Raw genomic sequence first — 499 nt, forward strand, 5'->3', positions numbered from 1 at the left:
GCTCCGAGGCGGTCGCCGAGGGCGAGCGGATCCGCGGCGAGGCCCGCCGGGAGGCCGTGCAGCAGCTGGAGGAGGGTGCCCGCACCGCCGAGGAGCTGCTGACCAAGGCGAAGGCGGACGCCGAGGAGCTGCGGACGTCCGCGGGCGCCGAGAGCGAGAAGGTCCGGGCCGACGCCGCCGAGCGGGCCGCGGCGGTACGCAAGCAGGCCGAGGAGGCGCTCGAACGCAGCCGGGCCGACGCCGAGAAGCTGCGCGCCGACGCGGAGGAGCAGGCGGCGGCGGTGACCGCCGCGGCGGAGGCGGCGGCCGAGACGCTGCGCGAGGAGACCGAGCGGGCCGTGGAGGCCCGCAAGGCGGAGGCCGCCGACGAGCTGGCCCGGTTGCGGACCGAGGCGGAGAACCGGGTCGCCGCGGCCGAGGAGGCGCTCGGCGAGGCGCGTACCGAGGCGGAGCGGATCCGCCGCGAGACGGCCGAGGAGTCCGAGCGGCTGCGCACGGA

At 79.0% G+C, this 499-nt stretch carries 1 pseudogene; it reads left to right on the forward strand.

What is annotated here, in order from left to right:
* Window positions 1-499: pseudogene (locus IH13_RS0131775) on the forward strand (hypothetical protein); the annotation flags it as partial.

It is taken from the genome of Streptomyces sp. NRRL WC-3549 (assembly GCF_000721935.1).
In the GTDB taxonomy this organism is placed as follows: domain Bacteria; phylum Actinomycetota; class Actinomycetes; order Streptomycetales; family Streptomycetaceae; genus Streptomyces.